Origin of the sequence: Bacillus sp. S71, from assembly GCF_016625265.1 — a bacterium.
Classification (GTDB): Bacteria; Bacillota; Bacilli; order Bacillales; family Bacillaceae_G; genus Bacillus_A; species Bacillus_A cereus.
Genome location: NZ_JACVUW010000003.1, coordinates 109,912 through 129,675, shown reverse-complemented (window position 1 = coordinate 129,675; position 19,764 = coordinate 109,912). Strand labels below are relative to the sequence as shown.

Below are 19,764 nucleotides of genomic sequence, written 5' to 3'. Positions count from 1 at the left end.
AGTTTTATCAACTTTCATCAATATTTTCTGAAATATTGATGAATCAGAATGTATGTTCATCTAAAATAAAGGTTTTTTTCAAAAATATTACAAATTAAGACAACGAATTGATTGTTATCTGAATTTTCTGTAATATATAAACGTTGTATCGTATTTAATATTAGGGAGGAATGGGGATGAAGAAAAAGCCTTTTAAAGTGCTGTCTACGTTTGCGGCGGCAGCTGTACTTAGTTGCACATTTGGGTATGGGGGGCAATCTGTTTATGCGGCAACGCCGTCTAATGGAGGAACTTTAAGTCCGATTGATGAAAATTTAATTCAAGAGGAGCGTTTAGCAGATGCGCTCAAGAAACGCGGTGTAATTAATGAATCTACGTCGAAAGAAGACACATTAAAAGCTGTTGAAAAATACGTAGAGAAGAAAAAAGGAGAAAATGCGGGAAAAGAACCAGCAGCGGGGGATAGTGTTACGAGAGAAGCTGCTGACTTTTTGAAAAAAGTTAAAGATGCAAAAGCAGATGAGAAAGAAAAAGCAGATCAACCTGCTAGTGGTCCAGTAGCGGGACAAGAGCCGGTTAAAAGGGGATTAAACGGCCAAGTACCAACTACTTCAGCAAAGCAAAAACAATATAACGGTGATGTTCGTAAAGATAAAGTTCTCGTATTGCTAGTAGAGTTTGCGGACTTTAAGCATAACAATATTGATCAAGTACCAGGTTATATGTATTCAAATGATTTTAATCCAGAACATTATCAAAAAATGTTATTTGGTAATGAGCCATTTACACTCTTTGACGGTTCAAAAGTACCAACATTTAAACAATATTATGAAGAGCAATCTGGTGGTAGTTATACAGTAGATGGCACAGTAACAAAGTGGTTGACAGTTCCTGGTAATGCGGCAGATTATGGCGCAGATGCAGGAGATGGCGGTCATGATAATATGGGACCAAAAGGACCTCGTGATTTTGTAAAAGAGGCATTAAATGCGGCTGTAGAAAGTGGTATTGATTTATCTGAATTTGACGAATACGATCAATATGACAATAATGGTGATGGCAATAAAAATGAACCAGATGGTCTGATTGATCACTTAATGGTCATTCACGCTGGAGTTGGGCAAGATGGGGGCGGTGGTAGACTAGGTGATGATGCAATTTGGTCACATCGTTGGCACCTTGGAACACCATATCCAATTGAAGGAACAAAAGCAAAAGTTGATAACTGGGGCGGTAAGATGGCAGCATACGACTACACAATTGAGCCAGAAGACGGAGCGGTTGGTGTATTCGCACATGAATTTGGTCATGATTTAGGTCTTCCAGATGAGTATGATACGAAGTACACAGGAGCAGGTGAGCCAATTAACTCCTGGTCTGTTATGAGTGGCGGTAGCTGGGCTGGTAAGATTGCAGGAACAACGCCACCGAGTTTCTCTCCGCAAAACAAAGAGTTCTTTCAAAAGAACATAGGTGGAAACTGGGCCAATATTGTAGAGGTTGACTATAATAAATTAAATCGTGGTATTGGCTATGCGACGTATTTAGATCAAAGTGTAACGAAATCAAATCGTCCTGGACTGATTCGCGTTAACTTACCAGATAAAGAGGTGAAAGGTATTCAGCCTGCATTCGGTAAGAAGTACTACTATAGTACAAAAGGTGATAACCTTCATACAACATTAGAAACGCCAGTGTTTGATTTAACAAATGCAACAAATGCGAAGTTTGATTACAAATCAATGTATGAAATCGAAACGGATTATGACTTCCTTGAAGTACATGCAGTGAAAGAAGATGGTACAAAAACGTTAGTGGATCGAATTGGTGAAAAGAATGTAAAAAATGGTCTAGACACAACAGATGGTAAATGGGTAGATAAGTCTTATGACTTAAGCAAATTCAAAGGCCAAAAAGTAAAATTAGTATTTGAATATATTACAGATGGTGGTTTAGCACCGACTGGTTTTACTTTTGATAATGCTACATTAACTGTAAATGGAAATGTTGTGTTCTCTGATGATGCAGAAGGAGAAACGAAATTTAAATTAAATGGTTTCGTTGTATCAGACGGTTTTGATAAAAAGAAGCATAACTACTATTTAGAGTGGAGAAACTATGCTGGTGCTGATCAAGCGTTAAAATATAGCAGTGGTGTACCGTATAATACAGGTCTTCTAGTATGGTATGCAGACTCTAGCTTTACAGATAATTGGGTTGGTTTACATCCAGGTGAAGGTTTCTTAGGAGTTGTTGACTCTCACCCAGAGGCAATTGTTGGAACGCTAAACGGAAAACCAACTGTTAAAAATAGTACACGATTCCAAATCGCAGATGCTGCGTTCTCCCTTAACCAAACGCCAGCATGGAAAGTCGTATCTCCAACACGTGGAACATATGATTACAAAGGATTACCAGGTGTAACGAAGTTTGATGATTCTAAATTGTATATAAATGATTTAATCCCAGATGCAGGACGTAAATTACCGAAATTTGGATTGAAATTTGAAGTAGTTGGACAAGCAGATGATAATTCTGCAGGTGCAGTTCGTTTATATCGTTAATAATGTAGAAGCTGTTGAAGGGGAGTCCTTTCAACAGCTTTTTTTTACAGAAATATAAATTTCAAGTTATTAATAAAATAATAGAAATTACTAAGCAAGCTGGCTTATTTCTTTAAACCAGCTGCATAAAAAGGTCCATGAACTGCAATAGTTGATAAAAAGCGAGCAATCTCCTCAGGTGTTTCTTTTTGTCCATTATTTAACCATTGCTGGATGACACCTATATGTGCAGATGCCATATAAGAAGTTAAGTATTCGCTTGGAACAAGTAAATTCTCCTTATTAATGAGAGGACCATTCGTATCTTCAAATAATGTTTTCCACATAAAGTCTTTCAGTTTTGTTTGGAAAGATAAATCTCCTTTCGGACTTAGTACAGCTTTCATAAAATCACTATTTTCATTTAGAAATTCAAGAATAGAAGTGATAAGTATAAATGGCATTGTTGGAGAAGGATTTGTTCCAAGGTCAGCAATAACTTCCGGGAATTTCTGTTTAGCAATGTTAGAAAACTCGTGCATAATGTCTTCTTGGCATTTTGTCATTAAATCAAATTTATCTTGATAGTGCGTATAGAAAGTACCGCGATTAATGTTTGCTTTCGTTGTAATATCTTTCACTGTAATGGCGTCAAAACCTTTTTCTTCAATTAGCTCCACCAATGCATTTCGTATGGCAGTTTTCGTACGAATAACACGCAAATCTAAATTACTATCGCGCAAAGCATGTCCCTCCTTAATTTTACTCAACACATTTAGAAAATGTGTCTTATAACCGACACATTCACGATTTTTGATTATTGTATAAGTTTCAACTCGAACATATAATTCAAAATATAAATAAACAACACGTTGTTGATTATTATAAATCAAATTAAAGGAGGAGAAAAGAAGATGTTTAAAAATAAACTTTTATTGTTATCACCAGTTATTGCACTACTTGTTGTTTTTATTTTTTCATTAACGTTATTTCCAACTGTTCAACCGCAGTCGAAAAACTTGCCAATTGCAATTGTAAATGAGGATCAAGGTGTAGAAATTCCAAATCAACCGAAAATGAATATGGGGCAAACGATCGTTGATAACATGAAAAAAACAGCGAAATCAGAGGAAGAACCCGCAGTGAAGTGGGTAGAAGTAAAAAATAAAGAAGCCGTTCAAAAGGGATTAAACAATAAAGAGTATTACGCGGCATTAGTCATCCCGAAAGAATTTAGTGCAAAACAAGCATCGTTACGCACACCACAGCCATCTTCACCTGAGATAGAAATATATATTAATCAAGGAATGAATACGGCTGCATCAACTATGGCAGGACAAATATTAAATGGCGTGGTTGATAATATGAACAATACTGTTCGTACACAAATATTAGAAGGGTTGAAAACAAAAGGAGCTACTGTAACAACAGATCAAGCTGAGAAATTAGTAACACCTATTGTAAAGAACGTGAAAAATGTGAATGAGGTCGGCAAAAATAGTGCGAACGGTAATTCACCAATATCATTGTTCCAGCCGTTATGGATTGCAAGTTTAGCGAGCGCAGCGATTATTTTTATTGCGATTAGTAAAATACCGGTAAGTTCACGAAAAGAAAACTTTATATTGAAAGTAAAACAAATCGTAACAGGAGCTATTGCGGCACTTGTAATTGGATTTGGTCTTACATGGATTGCAGATGGGATGGTAGGATTAAATATTTCGAACTTCACGGATACAGCTCTATTCTTATCCATTACTTCTTTTAGTTTCTTCTTAATGATATCTGCGGTACTTTCATTAGTTGGGCTAAAAGGAATCGGTTTATTCGCTTTATTACTATTCTTCGGGGCGCCGTTATTATCATTAGCACCTGAGATGTTGTCTCCGTTTTATCAAGACTGGGTTTACTCATGGTTACCAATGAAATTTATGATTGAAGGCCTAAGAGAAATCTTCTTCTTCGGAAAAGGGTTAAGCTGGAATACACCTGTTACTGTACTCGTTTGGATTGGTATAGTAAGTATGATTACTATATTAGCAACTGCATTCAAACGTAGTGTAGTAAAAGGGCATAAAACAGAATTGAACGCTTAAAAAAAAGCCGTTTCACTAAATTAGTGAAACGGCTTTTTTGTGATGAAATCTAAAAGCTGAAGAATGAGTATCTGCTGTTGTCGCCTTAGAATTAAGTCGGAATCTCTAAAGATCGCGTACGTTCCAAACAATTTCACCACGTTCGTCATCCCACGTACTGTGATGCCGCTTAAATCCTATCTTTTCTAGTACCCGGAGGGAAGCGATATTCCAAGCGCCTACAGTCGACCAAAGTCTTTGGCGTCCAGTAGCAATCGCCGCGTCCAGCACAACAGATGCCGCCTCAGTCGCATAACCTTTACCATGAGCGCTGCGGAACAACTCGTATGCAATCTCTGGCTCTTCAAGTGTGGAACGTCCAATAATTAAGCCACAGTATCCGATGAAATCGCCTTCGTCTCTCCTCTGAATAGTGAGAAGGGAAATGCCATTTTCGTCTGCCTTTTTGCGCATCTCAATAAGCCGGCTACGAACGGAATCAACGGCTGGAATGTCCACACCACGTTCACCAATTAATTTGCTCAGCCAAACGGAATCGGATTCCTCCCACATACTAAGCTCAAGTCTTTCGGTTTTCAGCTGGAAGGCCATAGGTTTAAATAAAGATGGCATAGTGGTACCTCCTAGTTATATGATTGGATTCATAATAGCTTCGCATCTCAACACCACATCTGGTTGGAAACCTGATTCATTCGCGAATTTATAGCAACAGCGTACAAAAAATAGTGATATTTTATCCGCTATTTACCGTGTAGTAAAATCCCCACTGATTATAGTTTCACTTTATGAATAAGCAATTCCTTTGCAAAATAGACCCTTTTCTCAAACTTTACTTTCAATCTAAAGTCGTCCCGTTATATATACAGGCTCCTACTATTTCTAAATGCATAAAATGTTAAAAGTATGGAGGGATACGATGTATAATCCGAATTATTATGATTGGTATAGACAAAATGATAAGTTGATTAGTGATATTGAAAAAGCTATAAACGGAGAGTATAGCGCTATAAGCTGCTATGCAAAATTAGCGAATATGGCTCCAAATCAAGTAGAACAAAAACAAATTCTTGAAATTCGTAATGATGAAATAAAGCATTTCCAAAACTTTGTACAAATTTATACGAACTTAACTGGTAGGCAGCCAAAACCACAAATTACTGAAGACTGCCCAAATACGTATTTACAAGGATTAGAGTTCGCTATACAAGATGAACAAAAAACAGTAGATTTTTATTTGGAAATTTCAGATGAGACATCGGATGCACATTTGAAAGAGTTGTTACGGAGAATAGCTGCGGATGAACAAAATCATGCAGTATGGTTTTTATATTACTTCGTGAAGTCGAAGTGAGCATTAAGAATGAACGACTGATGTGGTGCATATATTAAAAAACATTTTAAAACGTAGCGCAACAATTGAATAAGATATGTAAATATAAGCAGAAGGAAACCGTTTCGCTAGTAGTGGAGCGGTTTTTTTATGATGTACATATGTATCGACAAAATATAGTAATTACATTTGATATATAATTTATGAAACGAAAATGAATAAGTTAGGAGCAAGCATATGAAAAGAGGGATTACAGTAGATATTCTAGATGGATATGATAATTTACTTTGGAAAGTATTAAAGCCAATTGATATTACTGTATTTGATTGGCAAGTCATGGGAAGGGAGGAAGCTTATATAATAATAGGGGATGAATTAGGTCCAGAATTATTTTCAGAAGATAACGAGATCATGGAAGGATCAGAATTAAAAAAGCTAATAAAAGATAACATATATTATCTTTTATTTTTAGATCTAAAAGCATGTCCAAAAGGAGAGGTAATAGGAGAAATTGCAACATTTGAAGAATTTAAGGAGAGTAAGTGTGAAGTAGTCGTATTAGTAGCGGATGGTGAGTATATACAAATTTATGCGAAAAACCAAGAAGAGATTGAAATGATGTATGAAAACGCAGTGAATCAAGGATTTTATGTAGAATATATTACAGATGAAAATGATGGAAGGACTCGTTTGTCAGTATGGTAGCAATTTGAAAGGGGAAAGGCAATATGGAGAGAAATATAAGTAAAGAATATGCAATTCGAATTGCTACTGAAAATGAAAGTGATAGTATTATCCTTTTATTAAAAGAGGTAGCACAATGGCTACAATATAAAGAAGTGGATCAGTGGCAGTATCTTTTAGGAGAGGAAGCTACGGCTGAAATACTAGAATGTATAAGAGAGAAATATACATATGTTGTTCTGAAAGAAGATGAAATAGTTGGTACGGTTACAGTTTCTCCTAAACAAAATGAATGGGATGAACATATTTTTGGTAAAGAGGAAGTTTCTAATTCATTATATATTCATAGATTTGCGGTGAAACGGAAGTATAAGGGAAATGGAATAGGAGAATGGATTTTACGGTGGGTAGAAGAGAATGTGCAATGTGATAAAGAGTATTTGAAGTTAGATTGCGTGGGGCATAATCGTACGTTGAATGATTTTTATAAGAAAAATGAGTTTGAATATGTTGGAAGTACGGATGGGCTTAGTAAGTTTCAAAAGAAAAGGAGAATGTGAATGCATCCAATTAACGTAAGTTTAGTTGAAAAGTTAATACAGGAACAGTTTCCTGAATGGGCCCATTTAGAAGTGAAACCTGTAAAGTTTAGTGGTCATGATAATAGAACATTTCATCTAGGGGATGAGATGAGTGTAAGATTGCCAAGTGATGTGGCATATGCACCGCAAGTAGAGAAAGAAAATAAGTGGTTACCACTATTAAGTAAGGGGCTTTCTTTACCGATTTCTACCCCACTTGCGAAAGGAAATCCGTCTGAAGCGTATCCATTGCCTTGGTCTATTAATAAGTGGATAGAGGGAGAAACAATTACGAAACAAAACGTTCGTGATTTAAATGAATTTGCAGCGGACTTAGGGTCTTTTTTAGTAGAATTGCAATCTATTAATGCGAGTAACGGACCTTTAGCTGGAACACATAATTTTTACAGGGGCGGACTTATATCTGTATATGATGAAGAGGCGAGAGTTGCTATTGAAAATAATAAGGATGTTTTTGACGAGGCATTATTAAAGCACCTTTGGAATTTAGCGCTTAGTTCAACATGGGATCGTAAGCCAGTTTGGGTTCATGGAGATGTAGCGCCAGGGAATTTACTCGTTAAAGATGGAAAGCTTTGTGCTGTAATTGATTTTGGTATTTTAGGTGTAGGAGATCCTGCTTGTGATGCAGCGATGGCGTGGACGTTTTTTGATGAAAATAGTAGAAATGTATTTAAAGAAGTATTACGCATGGATGAAGAGACGTGGAATAGAGCGAGAGGATGGGCACTTTGGAAGGCGTTAATTACATATGATGCGAATAGGGATAGTAATGAAAAAGTAGCAGAAGAATCGTATCGTATCATTCAAGTGATTGTGGATGATTATGAGAGGTAATAGAAAAGCCTATTTTAAAATAGGCTTTTTCATATGATTAAATAGTAGAAATGGAAGGAATATAACATAATTATACAGAATATTTAGATAATAGGAGGTGTCGAATTTTGAGTGAAATTGAATTAAAGAGTAATGTAATTAAGACAGGGCGAGAGAAGGGGATTATTCTTCGGTTTATACTTGCTAGTCTTGTTGGAGTGTTTATGTTTTTCGTTCCTGTTACGATAAACGGTGCATCGTCTATTATGATTGATCATATCGTATCGTGGATTAGGGCTTCCGTTCCTGGCATAGTACCTTATTATGCATTATTTGTTATGGCAATTGGTGCGATTTATCCATTTTATACGAAGAAATGGAATGCATCTATCGTAGACATTTGTTTTTCTATTTTAAAAGTAGTTGGCGTTGTTTTTGGAGTATTATATTGTTTGAAAATAGGACCAGCTTGGTTCTTTGCACCAGATGTTGGGCCGTTTTTGTATGAGAAGCTAGTCATATCAGTAAGTTTGCTCGTTCCAATTGGCTCGGCGTTTTTAGCGTTATTAGTCGGATATGGATTGCTTGAATTTATCGGTACATTTTGTCGTCCGATTATGAGGCCATTATGGAATACGCCGGGGAGATCGGCGATTGATGCAGTTGCGTCCTTCGTTGGAAGTTATTCGCTTGCCCTTCTTATTACGAACCGCGTGTATAAAGAAGGAAAGTATACGACAAAAGAAGCGGCGATTATCGCTACAGGATTTTCTACAGTATCCGCTACATTTATGATCATCATCGCAAAAACATTAGATATTATGCATTTATGGAATGTTTATTTTTGGACTACACTTGTTGTAACATTCATCGTGACTGCTATCACCGTAAGAATCCCACCCCTTAGTAGAAAACCAGATACATATGTAACAGAAGAAGGGTTTCCAGAGCCTGTTTATAAAGAGAAAATGTTAGAACGTGCTTGGGAAGATGCGTTAGAAGTATCAAAGTCTGCACCGAGCATTATGAAAAATATTGCAGTGAATTTAAAAGACGGATTTATTATGACAATGGGAATTTTACCATCCATTATGTCAGTAGGATTAATTGGTATCGTCTTAGCGAAGTTCACGCCAATATTTGATTGGATCAGTTATATTTTCTATCCGTTTACATGGCTATTACAATTACCGGAAGCAGACTTAGCTGCTAAAGCGGCATCCGTTGGTATTGCAGAAATGTTTTTACCGTCATTATTAGTTGTAAGTGCGCCACTTGTGACAAAGTTTGTCATTGCAGTTGTTTCCGTATCATCTATACTGTTTTTCTCTGCGTCCATTCCTTGTATATTATCAACAGATATTCCGTTAAAAGTATCTGAACTTATTATTCTGTATGTGCAGAGAACGATTTTAACGTTGCTTATCATTACGCCGATTGCTTATTTGTTGCTTTGAAGTTTTAATAAGATAAAGTTAAACAAAAGAAGCCGTCTGTAAAAAAGAGGGCTTCTTTTGTTTAAAAGCGGGATATTCTTATTTATTTTTCGTATATGACGTAACGCTTCTTAAGAAGATTCCTAGTCCCGCAAAAAAGAATCCTAAGCATAATAAGCTGCCTGGCGTTCCCCAAGTAATTTGATCTAGCATTTATTATCCCCTCCCGTTTATTATTATATAGAATTTATTGGAAATTATCAAAAAAATTCTTTTTTAAGGGTTACTGATGAGTCTTCCTACCTTATACGAGAAGAATATATTTGAAAAGAATTCTTTTCTTTATATTTATTTATTCTTATAATATGTGTTTGATTCTTATGATATAGTAACAACAAAGGGGGCTTAAAAATGGAAATTATTCACGAAAGAGCAAAGTTGCGGTTAATGGATAATACTGATGTCGAAACTTTGTTTTCGATTGTAGAAGGAAATCGGGATATTTGGGCGTATTTAATCTCTAAAATGGATAGTGTGCAAGATATGCAACAATACGTTCAAAAAGCGATAAAGGGTTACGGAAGAGGTACTCAAATACCTTTCATAGTCGTAGATCAACAGTCGAATAAGATTGTAGGAAGTACACGTTTATATAATATTTCAGTAGAAGATAAGACAGTTGAGTTAGGGCAAACGTGGTATCATCCGAGTGTGCAACGTACGAGTATAAATACAGAGTGTAAGTATATGCTTCTTCAGTATGCTTTTGAAAAATTGCATATGCTGAGAGTGCAAATTAAGACGGATGCAAGAAATGAAAAAGCACAACGAGCAATTGAAAGGTTAGGCGCAGTAAAAGAGGGTGTGCTTCGAAATGAAAGAAAATTACCGAATGGTTATGTGAGAGATGCGGTGGTGTACAGTATTATCTCGAGTGAATGGCCAGGCGTAAAAGAACAATTGTTAGAAAAATTAGAGTTGTATAAAGAAAAGTTATAATTCGTGTTTTGAAAGGTATATTGTTCGTGAGATATGAAAAATATACCTTTTTTCTTACAAAATGCTACTTTATTTTAATTCCTTTTGTTTCATCGTTCCCTTCTGAGAAAAAATTCGTTACAATGTAGTTGTATGGTAATAAACTTATGAATTTAAAAAATGTAATGAAAACCGCAAATGAAAATGAATTGATAATCCTCAATTTTAAATGAAAACCCTTTTATACATAAATAACAAGTAAAGTTCCTTCTTTTAAATAAACTCAAACAAAACGATTTGATATAAATGTTTTTTATAGAAGTATGGATGATGTACGGAGGCAATTACAAATGAAAGAAAATAAGAAGAGTAAGAAAAGACGAATCTTTCAAGTATTTTTACTAATGATTTGTTCTGCTATTTTATATGTAAGTTATGCAGCTTACGATATTTGGAGTTATCGTTTTAAAGCAAATGATGACGTGAAAACGGATGCTGGTATCGTACTAGGCGCAGCTTCATGGAACGGAAAACCATCTCCTGTATTTAAAGAAAGAATTAATCATGCGATTTCTTTATATAGGAACGGAAATATTAAAAAGATTATTTTTACAGGTGGTACAAAGTTCGAGGCAGAACTTGAAGAAGCACGTACTGCAAGAGTATATGCAATGAAACAAGGTGTAAAAGAGGAAGATATTTTAATTGAAACTAAATCCCTTTTCACTGAAGAAAATTTAAAAAATGCGAAGCAAGTTGGAATAGAGAACGGTATACAAACATACACGATTGTAAGTGATCCACTTCATATGAAACGCGCAATGAGAATCGCAAAACATATTAATATTGAAGCGTATGCTTCACCAACGCCGACATCAGCATATAAAACGTTAGATACAGAAATACCATTCTTCTTTAAAGAATTATTCTCGTATATTGGATATGTAACCTCTTTGCCGTTAAAAGCATTGAAGGGGGACTAATATAAGAAAAGGATCTATCCTTAAATAGGAACTTTTCTTATTAGTCAAAAACATTGTATTTTTATCGGAATAGTGAAACAATAGAGAGGTAGCTTCATATAATCATAATGACAAAATGAACGGTTTATGAATCGAGCATAAAGTGAAACTTTAATCAGTGGGTGGGTTTCTCACTGATTATTAGTTGAACCAATCGGGCGTTTACGGGCAGTTGATCTCCCACCTAACTTCCTTTGCTTCACCTGAATTTTTAGGTGGGAGTTTTACTGCCCGCAAATAGCGGGATAAAGGAGATTATAGTATGGCACTCTCATTTGTTGAAACAGAAGAACAGTCTTTAATTATTGAGAAAATAAATAAATTGATTCCGAAGTTCATGGAAAGGGAGCATCAGCTAAGTGAATTAGGATCATTTCCGTATGAAAATATAAATGATTTGAAAGATATCGGATATACGAAATTAACGTTACCGAAGGAATTTGGTGGTAGTGCCATTTCTTTATATGACTTTGTTTTATTTCAAGAGAAAATCGCGGAAGGCTGTGGAGCTACTGCATTATCGATTGGCTGGCATCTTGGCATTGTGAAGGAGCTAGCGGAAAATCGCTCTTGGAATGATGAGATGTTCAAATGGTTTTGCGAAGAAGTTCGTAATGGTGCGCTCTTTAACAGGGCAGCAACAGAACCGAAAACAGGGAGTCCGACGCGTGGCGGTAAACCAGAAACAATAGCGGTTCAACAAGGCGAGAAGTGGGTTATAAATGGAAGAAAAACTTTTACAACGATGGCGCCAGTACTTGATTATTTTATTATTTCAGCAAGTATGGAAGGCCAAGAAGAAGTTGGTGAGTTTGTTATTCCAAGAAATACACTCGGTGTATCTATTGAAGAAACGTGGGATAGCGTTGCAATGAGAGGGACTGCTAGCCACGACCTTGTCTTACAAAATGTAGAGATAGAAAGCCGCTTTTTTGCGGATGTGAAGGGCGGAAAAGTAAAACAAAAGGGTATTGGCTGGTTGCTACATATACCAGCATGTTATTTAGGAATTGCACAATCAGCAAGAAATTATGCAGTTCAATTTGCGGAATCATACAAGCCAAATAGTTTAAATCATTCTATTAGTTTATTGCCGAATGTTAGAAAATTAGTTGGAGAGTTAGAACTTGAGCTTATGCAAGCTCGTGTCTTTTTATATCAAATTGCGAAAAAGTACGATGAGGCAGAAGATAAACTATCACTGCAAGCAGAATTAGCGGCAGTGAAATACGCCGTAACAAATGCGGCGATATCCATAGTGGATAAATCAATGCGCATCGTAGGAGCAAAAAGTTTATCAGAAAAAAATCCGCTTCACCGTTACTATTTAAATGTCAGAGCAGGATTACACAATCCACCGATGGATGATGCAACACTATCTATGTTGGCGGATGCGGCGTTTCGGTCGTAGGTTTTTTAGCTTGAATTTTATTGTCTATGTACAATATAGTTGTTTTGAAAGCACGTGTTTGATTAGTAATCGAACGCGTGCTTTTTATGTGCAGGAACGTACCAAGTTGAGATGTAGGTTTTTAATATAAGTGGTTATCATGGTTTTGTGATTGTTTCTTGTTGAAAAGTTCTTATCGCAATGCCAGTTTGGAACCTTTGTAAATAATTACTGAATTTAATCCCAAATCAATGGTCTTTCCAAATCTACCATTCGTAAATATTGTAAAAATTGACCTGCATGGACCGCATCATGATAGGCAATTCGTAATAGCATATCGCCTAAATATCGTTGATAGCCAACATCGCTTCGATCAATAAGGGTTGAATCTAGCTCGGCTATGCTTATTGATTGTACATGTTCTATGAAGTCAGTAAAGTATACTTGTGCCAATTCAATTTCTTTTTTTACACAAGTAATTGGCTCGTCATCATACGGGGTACGTATGTCGTTTATTGAACCGTTGTTTTTTATAATCATATGATAGTAAAAAGTTGAGCTCCATACGTGACGAATCATTTCACCAAAGGACATAGCCTCAGAATCAGGCTTCCAATTAAGAAAATTATCGGGAAGAGAATTCCATAATTTTTCTGAGCGCCTTCTCGTTTCTTTTAAATTTAATATACTAAGATCAATTGCATTCATAATACATTCTCCTTTACTATTAAACTTAAAATAATTGTATCAATTTAATAGTTAGGGTATCATCGAAATATGAATGTATATCCGAATATCTCATATATAGCTAAACTAATTGCTGAACCTACAAGAGCAATCATCTTAGATTGTCTAATGAATAATCAGGCACTACCTGCTAGTGAATTGGCTTATATGGCAAAAGTGTCACATCCAACAATTAGTTCGCATCTTTCTAAATTAGTAGAAGGGAATTTACTTACAGTTGAACAACATGGTAGACATCGTTACTATCGACTTGCTAATCAAGAAGTTGCAGAAGTGCTTGAAAAGTTAGGGACAATTGCACCAACAGTTCAAGTTCGCTCTTTAAAACAATCAAGCCAACTAAAACAAATTCGTTATGCTCGAACTTGTTATGATCATCTTGCAGGCAAACTCGGTGTAGAGATAACTGAAAAATTACTAGATAGGCAATTTATAATTTTAGAGGATGGAGAATACATTGTAACGGAACAAGGTAAGAAATGGTTTCTGAATTTTGGAATAAATGTTGATGAGGCAGATACAAAAAGGAGGGTATTTGCAAAACCTTGCCTTGATTGGAGTGAACGGCGTTACCATATTTCTGGTTGGTTAGGGTCTGCAATTGCAAAACTGCTTTTTGAACAGGGATGGATTACGAAAACGGATAAGAACCGAGCTGTCCATCTTACAAAGAAAGGTGTAAATTTATTGGAAGATCAATTAGGCATTGATATGAAAACTGAGGAAAGAAAAGCTTGAAATTAGAAAAGTCCGTCAAAATGAAGGGCTTTTTTCATTATGGTAGGAGTGTACATGAATAATAGGATGTTACCAATAATCGTTGCCAATAAAAAATCTTTCTTTTTATTCTTCTTTTTTAAGTTTTAAAGGAGAAAGCTAGGCTTCTTATTTTTACTAATGTTATAATAAGAAAAAAGCACGAAAAGAGGTCATCTCATGCTAGAGGTTATTGCAACATGTTTAGAAGATGTAAAACGAATTGAAAGCGCTGGCGGGAAGCGGATTGAATTAATTTCATCTTATACAGAAGGTGGTTTAACACCGAGTTATGCTTTTATAAAAAAAGCGGTAGAAGCGGTAAGTATACCAATTCATGTTATGATTCGTCCGCATGCGAAGTCTTTTACATATACGGAAGAAGAAATTGAAATGATGAAAGAAGATATTATAGTTGCGCAGAAGTTAGGAGCAGCTGGTGTAGTATTAGGCGTATTAAACGAACGAAATGAAGTGGATGAAGAGAAATTAGCGGACTTACTATCTGTTGTAGATGGAATAAATGTAACGTACCACCGTGCGATAGATGATATAGAAAATCCAGTAGAAGCAATGAACACTTTAAAGAAGTTTCATAAAGTGACTCACGTTCTAACTTCAGGTGGACAAGGAAATATAGTAGAGAATATTCCGGTGCTTACAGAAATGCAAAAGGTAAGCGATGGTCAAATTCAGCTTGTAGCTGGAGCTGGCGTGACGAAAGAAAATATAAAGCGATTGCTAGATGAAACTGGAATTTCGCAAGCTCATGTCGGTACAGCGGTAAGAGAAGGAAAATCATGTTTTTCTGAAATAGACCCTAATTTAGTACAAGAATTAGTTAAAATCATAAAATAAGTGCTTAAGAAAGAGGAGAAATGATGAAGGAAAATACGAAGAAAGAATTATTCTCTTGGGCTAAAACGATAGGTTTTACCCTTGTATTAATTGCTATTATTCGCGGTGTTTTATTTACACCTTCTTTAGTGCAAGGTGAATCAATGATGCCCACTTTAAAAAATAACGAACGAGTTCTAGTGAATAAGATTGGTTATAGTATAAGTGGATTAGATCGCTTTGATATTATCGTCTTCCACGGAAAAGAAGGATACGATTTAGTAAAACGAGTAATTGGTTTGCCAGGAGATACAGTTGAGTATAAAAATGATGTTTTATATGTAAACGGAAAAGCGATGGAAGAACCATATTTAAAAAAGTTTAAAGAAAAAGCAGTAGGCCGTGTATTAACTCCAGACTTTACGTTAGAACAAATCACTGGGAAAACGAAAGTGCCAGAAGGCCAAGTATTTGTTTTAGGGGATAATCGTGAAGTTTCTAAGGATGGTCGCATGTTTGGCTTTATTTCAGAAGATGAAATTGTCGGAAAAGGACAAGCTGTTTTCTGGCCGTTGGAACAAGTAAGAGCGTTATAAAGAAAAAGTATGGGAGAAATATTCTTCCGGTGGATTTAAATTACATTTTTTGTAAAACTGAATGTTCAATTAAGAAAGACAGAGGTCATTTTGATTATTACTTTTCAAAATGGCCTCTGTTTATTTGAAGATAGTATTGCAAGGAGGGAATTTAAATGATAAAGAAAGAATCAGAAATTATCTTAAACAGGAAAGGAGCCAGGAAAGTAAACGAAATTCCTAAAGAGGTCTTACAATTACTACAGCAAGGGAAAGTAGAAAGTGTTAATCTAATAGAATGGCTAGCTATAAATCATATTGAACTACTTAAAAATGTCTTACCTTCAATAGGACTCAAGAATAGTTTGGAATGTATAGTAGCTGAATTAGAAAAACAGAACGTTGAAACAGGAATGAAAGTTATACGAATAACAGGGACTTTATTGGATGAAATTATACTCAAAGAGAATGACGGAAACAAGGAAGACGTACTGTTAAAATTATCTAATCATATTTCAGATAGTGTACGATGTTGGGCAGCGTTTATGAATAAAAAATCAAATGACACATTAAAAGATACATTAACATACATTCGACCTTTTGCGGCGGATCATCATTTTGGTGTTCGAGAAATTGCTTGGATGTCTATTAGAGAAGAACTTTCACAAAATATAGAAGAAAGTGTGGAATTGTTAGTAGAATGGGCAAAAAGTGAAGATGAGAATATTCGCAGGTTCTCTGTAGAATCTATTCGTCCTCGAGGTGTATGGAGTAAACATATTGAAATATTAAAACAAGAACCTGAAAAGGCACTTCCTATTCTTAATTTACTTAAATCAGATCCATCAAAATATGTACAAGATTCGGTTGGAAACTGGTTAAATGATGCAAGTAAAACTAAACCGGATTGGGTAATGAACCTGTGTAAAGAATGGGAAAAGGATGCTGACATAAAATCAACTAGTAGAATTATTAAAAAAGCTAAAAGAACGATTTTGAAAAATAAGTAATATACTCGGTAGTTGTACGAAGGAACATTCAATCATGTTAAAAAAGAATAATTTGAATAACTATGAGAAGAGCATGTATTGATCAATACATGCTCTTTATATTTACTTTTTTATTGCAGCTTTTATTCTAATAGTTTTGTAGCAATGTGAACGTTAGAAATTGAACCGTCGTGATTTCTAGGGTTAATTTTATATTCACTGTCAGGAAGCGAATCACTCCAATATAAATTACATTCACTAATAGTTCATTCTTCACGTGTTAAAGTTTTTTCAATCATCCAAGAGCCTTTCATTTTATATAAATCACATATTATTTTTGTTTTTTAATAGCGGACAAAATATATCGGATTATGTACGTGAAAAAATATTGATAGAATTGAAAGAATATTTTATAATTTTAAATTATATGTTTGTTTCGAAAAACGGAATTTAAGTTCCGTTTTTCGGAACGAAAGGGAGATAGAATGAGTATAAATAAAACGGCAGTTAAGACAATGGATATTTTAGAGTTGTTTTATGAGCATGAAGAGCTAAGTTTAACTGAGATGGTTCAGCTTACAAATATGCCGAAAACATCTGTTTATCGTTTAATTGGCTCGTTAGAAGAGATGGAGTTTTTACAAAAAAACGAAAAGGGGAAATATAGTTTAGGGGTCGTATTTTTACGGTTCGGTCAACTTGTTTCACAACGATTATCAGTAAGGAATATAGCAATTCCTTATATGAAAGAGCTTAGAGATAGTTTAGGACAGGCAGTTAATTTAATAATTCAAGATGGTAATGACGCAATTTATGTTGAAAAGATGGAAGGTGTTCAGCCAGTACGCGTATATACGGCGGTTGGAAGAAGAGCACCGCTTTATGCTGGTGCATGTCCGAGAATTTTACTATCGTATTTTTCTGAGGAAGAGAAACGGAGATACATAGAGGAAGTGGATTTAAAACAGTTTGCAGATGGAACAATTGTGGATAAGGAACAATTGCTAGAGGTGTTGCAAATGGTAAAAAAGGAAGGCTACACAATTAGTTATTCTGAGTTAGAAAATCATACAGCCGCAATAGCAGCGCCCATTTTCGCAAGTGATGGAACGGTTGTAGCGGGTATGAGTATTTCGGGATTAGCAATTGAGTACAGCGAAAGTAACATTTCATATTTTATCGCTAAGGTGAAAGAAACAGCACATCGCATTTCGAAAGAACTCGGCTTTTTGGCATAGAAAGAGGGAGTAGGATGAAATTTTCTGCGTTAGGGGATCAAGCAATTATTGTTACATTTGGTGAAGAAATTAAGATGGATATATATGAGAAAGTACAGCGGTTATTTCAAGCACTGCAGCAACATCCGTTTGCAGGAATGATTGAGTGCGTTCCGTCGTTTACTTCATTAGCTGTTTACTACAATGTATACGAAGTATGGAAGAGAAATGAGAGAAGTGAAAGGTCATATGATTACGTTCGCCAGTATATAAAGGAGCTGTGTGATTCTTATAAAGAAGAAGTAAAACAGGATGTGAAACATATTTCTATACCAGTGTGCTACGGGGGAGAATATGGACCTGATTTAGAAGAGGTTGCACATTATAAAGGTTTACAAGTAGAAGATGTGATTCGAATACATAGTGAAACTACATATTTTGTATATATGTTAGGTTTTACACCAGGGTTCCCGTATTTAGGAGGACTATCAAAAGAATTAGAAACACCTAGAAAAGAAATACCGCGGTTACAAATCTCACCTGGTTCGGTAGGAATCGGCGGAAATCAAACAGGTATTTATCCACTGGAAACACCGGGTGGATGGAATATTATTGGTCGAACACCAATCTCCTTATTTAATCCGGAAGAAGAAACACCAACCTTTATTCAAAGCGGTATGTATTTACGATTTATCCCAATAACGAAGGAAGAGTACGTATCACTTGAGGGGGCTAAAGAATGGATGTAGAGGTTTTGCATGCAGGAATGTTTACAACAGTCCAAGATTTAGGGCGATCTCATTATCAACAATACGGTGTACCAGTTGGCGGGACTATGGATCAAAGTGCACTTCGGGTGATCAATATGTTAGTTGGTAATGAGGAGAATGAAGCGGGACTCGAAATGACGATTATGGGACCTAAATTGTTAATAAAGAAAACGACTTTACTTGCGATTGGTGGAGCAGATATGGAACCGTTATTGAATGGAGAACGTATCCCGTTATGGCGTCCCATTTTAGCGGAAGAAGGTAGTATGCTTTGTTTTGGAAAAGTGAAAAGTGGTTGCAGAGCGTATGTAACTTTTGCGGGTGGTATACATATTGAGCGTACAATGGGAAGCAAAAGTACGTACATACTTGCTGCGATTGGTGGTATAGAAGGAAGAATGCTGAAAAAGGGTGACTACTTCCAAATTGGTGCACAACCAGAAATGGCGAGTCGTTTCATTCTAGACTTACAAAAAGATGCGAGAATAAAAACGAAATGGGCAATTAGCAACAGCGTACTACCAAAGTATAAGAAACATCCAAAGCTTCGTGTCATAACTGACTTTGAATATGATCAATTTACAGAAGAAAGTAGAAAGGCATTTTTTACGAAAGAGTATAAGGTATCTAATTATGCTGACCGTATGGGCTATAGGGTTGAGGGAGAAGTTTTAAATAGGATTGAAGAAAAAGAGATTTTATCGAGTCCTGTTACATTTGGAACCATTCAAGTTCCTAATGGTGGACAGCCGATTATATTAATGGCAGATAGGCAAACGACAGGTGGCTATCCGAGAATGGGAAATATCATTTCAGTAGATTTACCTCTTCTTGCCCAGCTAAAGCCGGGGGACTATGTTTCTTTTGAGAAAATTACGCTTGAAGAAGCGGAACAATTGTACATAGAACAAGAAGTAAATATGAATCTATTAAAGAAATTCATCGCTTTACGAAGCTGAAATTAGGAGGAATACAT

20 protein-coding genes are annotated in these 19,764 nt (G+C 35.7%); 17 read left to right on the top strand and 3 right to left on the bottom strand.

Features of this window, described 5'->3' with window-relative positions; all coding sequences use genetic code 11:
• Nucleotides 1–176 precede the first annotated feature (176 nt).
• Nucleotides 177–2,564, top strand: coding sequence for an immune inhibitor A domain-containing protein (locus tag IBT51_RS07660; protein ID WP_200458202.1), 2,388 nt, complete (start codon nt 177–179; stop codon nt 2,562–2,564).
• A 104-nt stretch (nt 2,565–2,668) separates the two neighbouring features.
• On the opposite strand, the gene IBT51_RS07655 is transcribed toward IBT51_RS07660, so the two are convergent.
• Nucleotides 2,669–3,286, bottom strand: a complete 618-nt coding sequence (locus IBT51_RS07655) for a TetR/AcrR family transcriptional regulator (RefSeq protein ID WP_182813493.1) — start codon at nt 3,284–3,286, stop codon at nt 2,669–2,671.
• 132 nt (nt 3,287–3,418) lie between these two features.
• On the opposite strand from IBT51_RS07655, the gene IBT51_RS07650 reads away from it, so the two are divergent.
• Entirely contained in the window at nt 3,419–4,639 is a 1,221-nt protein-coding gene (locus tag IBT51_RS07650) for a YhgE/Pip domain-containing protein (RefSeq protein WP_142419402.1), read from the top strand.
• A gap of 105 nt (nt 4,640–4,744) precedes the next feature.
• Here IBT51_RS07650 and IBT51_RS07645 read toward each other — a convergent pair whose 3' ends face one another.
• A complete protein-coding gene (locus IBT51_RS07645) occupies nt 4,745–5,251 on the bottom strand; it encodes a GNAT family N-acetyltransferase (protein WP_200458203.1) in 507 nt (168 codons plus the stop codon).
• Nucleotides 5,252–5,555: 304 nt separating this feature from the next.
• On the opposite strand from IBT51_RS07645, the gene IBT51_RS07640 reads away from it, so the two are divergent.
• The 8 genes from IBT51_RS07640 to IBT51_RS07605 all read left to right on the top strand — a co-directional run bounded on the left by IBT51_RS07640 (nt 5,556) and on the right by IBT51_RS07605 (nt 12,918).
• Entirely contained in the window at nt 5,556–5,990 is a 435-nt protein-coding gene (locus IBT51_RS07640) for a ferritin-like domain-containing protein (RefSeq protein ID WP_086395656.1), read from the top strand.
• 216 nt (nt 5,991–6,206) lie between these two features.
• Nucleotides 6,207–6,674, top strand: coding sequence for a DUF2691 family protein (locus tag IBT51_RS07635; protein ID WP_000820196.1), 468 nt, complete (start codon nt 6,207–6,209; stop codon nt 6,672–6,674).
• 23 nt (nt 6,675–6,697) lie between these two features.
• A complete protein-coding gene (locus IBT51_RS07630) occupies nt 6,698–7,213 on the top strand; it encodes a GNAT family N-acetyltransferase (protein WP_197242649.1) in 516 nt (171 codons plus the stop codon).
• On the top strand, nt 7,214–8,092 hold the full coding sequence (locus IBT51_RS07625; RefSeq protein WP_000553366.1) for an aminoglycoside phosphotransferase family protein: 879 nt from the start codon (nt 7,214–7,216) through the stop codon (nt 8,090–8,092).
• Nucleotides 8,093–8,199: 107 nt separating this feature from the next.
• Nucleotides 8,200–9,528: a YjiH family protein gene (locus tag IBT51_RS07620; RefSeq protein ID WP_200458204.1), complete on the top strand. Its 1,329-nt coding sequence runs from the start codon at nt 8,200–8,202 to the stop codon at nt 9,526–9,528.
• 390 nt (nt 9,529–9,918) lie between these two features.
• On the top strand, nt 9,919–10,506 hold the full coding sequence (locus IBT51_RS07615; protein WP_000402585.1) for a GNAT family N-acetyltransferase: 588 nt from the start codon (nt 9,919–9,921) through the stop codon (nt 10,504–10,506).
• Nucleotides 10,507–10,835: 329 nt separating this feature from the next.
• Nucleotides 10,836–11,468: a YdcF family protein gene (locus IBT51_RS07610; RefSeq protein WP_000662218.1), complete on the top strand. Its 633-nt coding sequence runs from the start codon at nt 10,836–10,838 to the stop codon at nt 11,466–11,468.
• Between the two features lie 301 nt (nt 11,469–11,769).
• Complete coding sequence (locus tag IBT51_RS07605; RefSeq protein ID WP_200458205.1) at nt 11,770–12,918, top strand: acyl-CoA dehydrogenase family protein; 1,149 nt, start codon at nt 11,770–11,772, stop codon at nt 12,916–12,918.
• Nucleotides 12,919–13,134: 216 nt separating this feature from the next.
• On the opposite strand, the gene IBT51_RS07600 is transcribed toward IBT51_RS07605, so the two are convergent.
• Nucleotides 13,135–13,605 (bottom strand): DinB family protein, encoded by a 471-nt coding sequence (locus tag IBT51_RS07600; protein WP_200458206.1) that lies wholly within the window; start codon nt 13,603–13,605, stop codon nt 13,135–13,137.
• 69 nt (nt 13,606–13,674) lie between these two features.
• On the opposite strand from IBT51_RS07600, the gene IBT51_RS07595 reads away from it, so the two are divergent.
• The 7 genes from IBT51_RS07595 (at nt 13,675) to IBT51_RS07565 (ending at nt 19,747) form a co-directional block, all read left to right on the top strand.
• Nucleotides 13,675–14,382, top strand: a complete 708-nt coding sequence (locus IBT51_RS07595; RefSeq protein WP_001103808.1) for an ArsR/SmtB family transcription factor — start codon at nt 13,675–13,677, stop codon at nt 14,380–14,382.
• Nucleotides 14,383–14,580: 198 nt separating this feature from the next.
• On the top strand, nt 14,581–15,258 hold the full coding sequence (locus IBT51_RS07590; RefSeq protein WP_000895109.1) for a copper homeostasis protein CutC: 678 nt from the start codon (nt 14,581–14,583) through the stop codon (nt 15,256–15,258).
• 23 nt (nt 15,259–15,281) lie between these two features.
• Nucleotides 15,282–15,833, top strand: coding sequence for a signal peptidase I (gene lepB / locus IBT51_RS07585; RefSeq protein ID WP_000662498.1), 552 nt, complete (start codon nt 15,282–15,284; stop codon nt 15,831–15,833).
• Nucleotides 15,834–15,988: 155 nt separating this feature from the next.
• Nucleotides 15,989–16,822 carry a DNA alkylation repair protein gene (locus IBT51_RS07580; RefSeq protein ID WP_063547790.1) on the top strand — a complete coding sequence of 278 codons (834 nt, stop codon included), beginning with the start codon at nt 15,989–15,991 and terminating at the stop codon, nt 16,820–16,822.
• A gap of 464 nt (nt 16,823–17,286) precedes the next feature.
• Complete coding sequence (locus IBT51_RS07575; protein ID WP_200458207.1) at nt 17,287–18,039, top strand: IclR family transcriptional regulator; 753 nt, start codon at nt 17,287–17,289, stop codon at nt 18,037–18,039.
• Between the two features lie 14 nt (nt 18,040–18,053).
• Nucleotides 18,054–18,767, top strand: a complete 714-nt coding sequence (pxpB, locus tag IBT51_RS07570; protein ID WP_000672267.1) for a 5-oxoprolinase subunit PxpB — start codon at nt 18,054–18,056, stop codon at nt 18,765–18,767.
• Nucleotides 18,758–19,747 carry a 5-oxoprolinase subunit C family protein gene (locus IBT51_RS07565; RefSeq protein WP_200458208.1) on the top strand — a complete coding sequence of 330 codons (990 nt, stop codon included), beginning with the start codon at nt 18,758–18,760 and terminating at the stop codon, nt 19,745–19,747. The genes pxpB and IBT51_RS07565 overlap by 10 nt, the downstream gene beginning before the upstream one ends.
• The last annotated feature ends 17 nt before the right edge of the window (nt 19,748–19,764 follow it).

Coding starts and splice junctions, on each gene's coding strand:
- IBT51_RS07615 (WP_000402585.1), top strand. CDS start 9,919: ATGGAAATTATTCACGAAAGAGCAAAGTTGCGGTTAATGGATAATACT.
- IBT51_RS07590 (WP_000895109.1), top strand. CDS start 14,581: ATGCTAGAGGTTATTGCAACATGTTTAGAAGATGTAAAACGAATTGAA.
- IBT51_RS07600 (WP_200458206.1), bottom strand. CDS start 13,605: ATGAATGCAATTGATCTTAGTATATTAAATTTAAAAGAAACGAGAAGG.
- IBT51_RS07635 (WP_000820196.1), top strand. CDS start 6,207: ATGAAAAGAGGGATTACAGTAGATATTCTAGATGGATATGATAATTTA.
- pxpB (WP_000672267.1), top strand. CDS start 18,054: ATGAAATTTTCTGCGTTAGGGGATCAAGCAATTATTGTTACATTTGGT.
- IBT51_RS07565 (WP_200458208.1), top strand. CDS start 18,758: ATGGATGTAGAGGTTTTGCATGCAGGAATGTTTACAACAGTCCAAGAT.
- IBT51_RS07630 (WP_197242649.1), top strand. CDS start 6,698: ATGGAGAGAAATATAAGTAAAGAATATGCAATTCGAATTGCTACTGAA.
- IBT51_RS07625 (WP_000553366.1), top strand. CDS start 7,214: ATGCATCCAATTAACGTAAGTTTAGTTGAAAAGTTAATACAGGAACAG.
- IBT51_RS07645 (WP_200458203.1), bottom strand. CDS start 5,251: ATGCCATCTTTATTTAAACCTATGGCCTTCCAGCTGAAAACCGAAAGA.
- IBT51_RS07640 (WP_086395656.1), top strand. CDS start 5,556: ATGTATAATCCGAATTATTATGATTGGTATAGACAAAATGATAAGTTG.
- IBT51_RS07660 (WP_200458202.1), top strand. CDS start 177: ATGAAGAAAAAGCCTTTTAAAGTGCTGTCTACGTTTGCGGCGGCAGCT.
- IBT51_RS07605 (WP_200458205.1), top strand. CDS start 11,770: ATGGCACTCTCATTTGTTGAAACAGAAGAACAGTCTTTAATTATTGAG.
- IBT51_RS07580 (WP_063547790.1), top strand. CDS start 15,989: ATGATAAAGAAAGAATCAGAAATTATCTTAAACAGGAAAGGAGCCAGG.
- IBT51_RS07595 (WP_001103808.1), top strand. CDS start 13,675: ATGAATGTATATCCGAATATCTCATATATAGCTAAACTAATTGCTGAA.
- IBT51_RS07575 (WP_200458207.1), top strand. CDS start 17,287: ATGAGTATAAATAAAACGGCAGTTAAGACAATGGATATTTTAGAGTTG.
- IBT51_RS07610 (WP_000662218.1), top strand. CDS start 10,836: ATGAAAGAAAATAAGAAGAGTAAGAAAAGACGAATCTTTCAAGTATTT.
- lepB (WP_000662498.1), top strand. CDS start 15,282: ATGAAGGAAAATACGAAGAAAGAATTATTCTCTTGGGCTAAAACGATA.